Origin of the sequence: Pedobacter sp. (assembly GCF_045628745.1) — a bacterium.
Taxonomy (GTDB): domain Bacteria; phylum Bacteroidota; class Bacteroidia; order Sphingobacteriales; family Sphingobacteriaceae; genus Pedobacter.
This window is the reverse complement of the sequence record NZ_JAZQPU010000013.1, coordinates 1-4,292: the sequence shown is the minus strand read 5'-3', so window position 1 is coordinate 4,292 and position 4,292 is coordinate 1. Positions and strand designations below refer to the sequence as shown.

3 protein-coding genes and 1 pseudogene are annotated in these 4,292 nt (G+C 37.7%); 2 read left to right on the top strand and 2 right to left on the bottom strand.

Annotation, left to right across the window (positions count from 1 at the left end; genetic code table 11):
- Both tnpC and ACR2F7_RS00715 read left to right on the top strand, forming a co-directional pair.
- Positions 1–1,061 (top strand): annotated as a pseudogene (gene tnpC / locus ACR2F7_RS00720) (IS66 family transposase); the annotation flags it as partial.
- Between the two features lie 536 nt (positions 1,062–1,597).
- Positions 1,598–2,413 (top strand): N-acyl homoserine lactonase family protein, encoded by an 816-nt coding sequence (locus ACR2F7_RS00715; protein WP_432711692.1) that lies wholly within the window; start codon positions 1,598–1,600, stop codon positions 2,411–2,413.
- Positions 2,414–2,677: 264 nt separating this feature from the next.
- On the opposite strand, the gene ACR2F7_RS00710 is transcribed toward ACR2F7_RS00715, so the two are convergent.
- Positions 2,678–2,896, bottom strand: coding sequence for a hypothetical protein (locus ACR2F7_RS00710; RefSeq protein ID WP_432711691.1), 219 nt, complete (start codon positions 2,894–2,896; stop codon positions 2,678–2,680).
- Positions 2,897–3,433: 537 nt separating this feature from the next.
- Positions 3,434–3,775 (bottom strand): cupin domain-containing protein, encoded by a 342-nt coding sequence (locus ACR2F7_RS00705; RefSeq protein ID WP_432711690.1) that lies wholly within the window; start codon positions 3,773–3,775, stop codon positions 3,434–3,436.
- Positions 3,776–4,292 lie beyond the last annotated feature (517 nt).

Sequence of the window (4,292 nt, the reverse complement as noted above, 5' to 3'; positions counted from 1 at the left end):
CTATAAATATGCTGCTAAAAACGGTGAAGGCGTAAAGATCGGCGAGCTTCCTGAGCGCGTGATCGATAAGGGTATTCCAGGAGCCGGTCTGTTAGCCTCCATATTGGTCGATAAGTATGCAGACCACCTCCCATTGTACCGCCAAAAACAACGCTTTGCAAGGGAAAACATCCAGATCGCTTCATCAACCATTGATGGTTGGACAAAAGAAGCACTACTTAAGCTCGAACCCCTTTATGACCAGCTGGTCTTCGACACAAAATCAAAAGGATATTTACAGGCTGATGAGACACCAATAAAGGTACTGGACAGCGATAAAAAAGGCGCTGCCCATCAGGGCTACTATTGGGTGTACCATGCACCATTGGACCGAACGGTACTTTTCGACTATAGCCCTACCCGGGGCAGTAGCGCGCCATTGCCCATACTTGGAAACTTCAAAGGTTATCTTCAAAGTGACGGAAATGCTGTATACCAAAAATATGCTCGCAGCCGAGATATAACCCATCTGGCCTGTTGGGCACATTCACGCCGTGAGTTCGAAAAAGCATTGGACAATGACAGGCCAAAGGCGGAAACAGCACTGATCTTGATCCAGAAGTTATATGCCATAGAAAGAAAGGCTAAAGAAGGGCAGCTGAATACCGGAGCAATCAAAGAATTTCGGCTTAAGGAATCCCTTCCTATAATTAATGAAATGGGAAAATGGATGTTCAAGGAAATAAAGAGTACACTACCAAAGAGCCAGATCGGAAAAGCCATGGCATATGCTTACGCCAGGTGGGATGCATTGTCCGCATACCTATATGATGGGAGCCTTCAAATAGACAATAACCTGGTTGAGAATGCGATCAGACCTATTGCCCTGGGCCGAAAGAATTATTTATTTGCAGGCAGCCATGAGGCCGCAAAAAGGGCAGCAATGATCTATTCATTCTTTGCCATCTGCAAAAAACATGAAGTAAATCCTTTCCAGTGGCTTAAATACACCCTGGAAAATATCATGTCTATAAACCATAAAAAACCTGTATCCGCAGAACTTTAAAAATATAAACCGCTAATCAAATATGCAGTTCACAGGGCGGATACAATGTTTTACCACAAACCGCACCCAGTCACGTTCGGTTTCCGGAATAGGGACATCAGGTACGAACCCAATATTATCAATTCGAAAACCGAACCGTTCAATCCATCCATTTTGACCCCATGGTATGGCTACAATATATTGGCCGTAAGATAAGTTGAATTCCTGCACTTCCCCATAGTCTCTGTTCCGATGTTAATCTTTTATGGGATCACCCTTTGACAACTTTGCCGAGACCGCTTTTTTCGATCTTATCAACTCTGGGGAAGCCGGTACTTCCATGCAGGATAAATAATGAGTTTGCGTTGCGCTACAACCGCCAAATCCAATACCTTGTATTCATACCATGAACATTTGAAGGGCTATGATTTATATGTGGTGTGCGCCAGGTAAATAAGCATTTAATACTTTGCATAAATTAAAAATTTCCAGTAAATTCAGTTTTATTAAAAAGCTCGGAGAAGAATTTAAAGACAAACTTTCTAGCCTAATAAATTAACAAGTAAAGTAAAAATGAGCATTAAGATTCACGTTTTACACTGTGGCCAAGTAAAAGTTGACCGTTCTCTTCCGTTTCACGAGAAAACGATTAATCCAATATCTTACACAGGAATTTTCAGAAGTGAGAAAGAGAAAATTTGGCTTCCGGTTTCAGCGTATTTAATAGAGCACCCGAAAGGTTTGATTTTAATTGACACAGGTTGGCACACAGACGTAAGAACTGACCAAAAGAAACATTTAGGACTACTACATTACATTATCAATAAGGCAGACTTACCAGAAGGACAAGCTATTACCGAACAACTGCAGCAAAGAGGAATAAAACCAAGTGACATAGACTTTTTGGTAATGAGCCATCTACATAGCGATCATGCAAGTGGTATGAAATTGGTTAAAGATGCAAAGAAAATTTTAGTAAGCGATATAGAAGTTCTAGATACTCAAAAGCACAAAATTGCTTACGTTTCATCAATGTGGGATGACGTAAAATTTGACACATTCAAGTTTCAGCCCTCAAACTACGGAAATGAGAAACTTTCTTTTGACTTGTTTGGGGACGATAGCGTTGTTTTTGTTAATACACCAGGGCACACAATGGGTCTTGCCTCAACAATCATTCAAAACAATGGTAAATTTGTATTATTGTGTGCTGACACTGGCTATGCAAAAAAATCGTGGGAACAAATGATTATGCCTGGCGTAATGGTGGATAAGAAAAAAGTGATCCGTTCGTTGAAGTGGGTCAAACAAATGAGCCAACAACCCAACTGCGTAGAAGTTATAGCAAATCACGACACTAACATAAAACCACATACGGTAGAATTATAGAAGAGATGGTTATTATAAAATCTATACTTGGCTCCATTTGTAACAGTTTTGGGGGATCTTGCCCTGTGAGTGGTCCATCCTTACGAAATGGAAGAAAAAAGGATTTGTAACGCAACTGGTACTGATTTGCTTCTTGAAGTTCTTATATGAATTTCAAGTTAGTCCGGATCAGATTAACTCTTAATTCTTATCGAAGAAGCGTTATTCAATTTAACTTGTTTACTCATAAGTAATAGCACCTGCTGCTGAAATTTAACGTCCTTATCAATGCTGCACAATCGTCCAAAAAATGTTGCTTCCGCTTTCACCAACTAAATCATAGCCTAGATATCCATATTGCTTAATGATTGATTTTGCTTCAATCAAATTCAAGCTATCTGTTTTCCGCCAATTATAATCTACAGTAGCCTTGTCATATGCGGAGGTTATGCCGTTCTCGATATTATCTGATTCCTTCCGCCATTTCTGATCTTCTATTACCATTAAGGTGATCTTTTTTTGAAGTACAGTATTAATTCTTGATTGAGAAAGCACAGGAAAACTAAAAAAGCATAAGGCTAGAAAAATAAACAAAGCAATGGACGGATAAAATTCTATTCCTATTTAAGCCAGGCTATTTAGACCAATGTTTAATGGCGTCGATTTCCTTTTTCAGGATTAATATACTGTCTCTTAATATTTGTTGTTGTGTAAAAATCACTGTAACTTTTTGACTAAGTTCCTGATTCTTTATATCCATTCGCTTCTCTGGAGATGAATCCGGTCCACAAGATGTGGCGCTTATTAAAACGGCCAATAAAAATAGTAGTGTTCTCATATATTCTTTTTCAACTATTAGTTGTTAGTATTTTAGAAAACTTACAACAATAGCAGATTATTTTTTTAATATACTCGTCCAACATTATCAAAAAACGGGTGGAATTCTTAGAGACGGCCTCGCAGTAAAAATTATTCAAGTTTAAGCTTTGTCCCAACTATTGTAGAACCTTATGGGAGTCGAAACACCCTTGGTTCCAAATTTTATAAATTTACTCTATCGCCATGTGATTTTGGCTCTGAAATAACTAAGAATTCCAAAGCTAGTTCGGTGTAATTAAATATTCGATGTTTTTGATGGGGAAGAACATGAAAGCCTTTATTTTCATTCACTTCAAAAACCTCTTCTTCAATTTGAAAAGTTGCTGTACCTTTTAAAATAAAAAAAAATTGTTGAGCGGTGTTATGGAAGTGTAGTCCCTCGCTAGTTTGGGCTGGCATCTTTTCTTGAATTATGCTCAACGAATCAGATTTGAGCAAGTGCCAACCATCGCAGTTATCTCCCCAAGTATAATGTTCCGTATTCTCTGTGCTTTTTATTGCCATAGTTTAGTTTGGGCTTTAGATGCCCATGCGTTGTAATTAATTGTACTAAAGATATTGCCTAATATAAATCTTTAAGAACATTTAACAGGTATAAATACAAAATCATGCCTGTTGTCGTCTTTATCAAAAAGGGTCGTTTTTTAATATCGAAATGTATAAAACGGCAAAATACAATTGAAGAAATCGTGCAATTTATTATTAAAGTTCACATACTTATTGGACAGAATGGACAGACTTATTTTTGAATTTTATAGATTGTTGGGTTCTTTCTTTTCATGCAATCAAAAAACCAGGAAATAATGAGAATGGTTCTATTGACTTTATTCCAGTTTTCATAAAAATTAAGTAACAATTGAGGCTTTAGTTGATCATAACCTAAAATCTAATTTGCTTAGTCTAACTAACATCAACAAGAAATACGGTAGCCATGAGGTACTAAACTTCAGTGAGTGGAATGTCAATAAGGGAATTTACTGGTTAAAAGGAGGAAATGGCACAGGCAAGTCAACCTTATTCC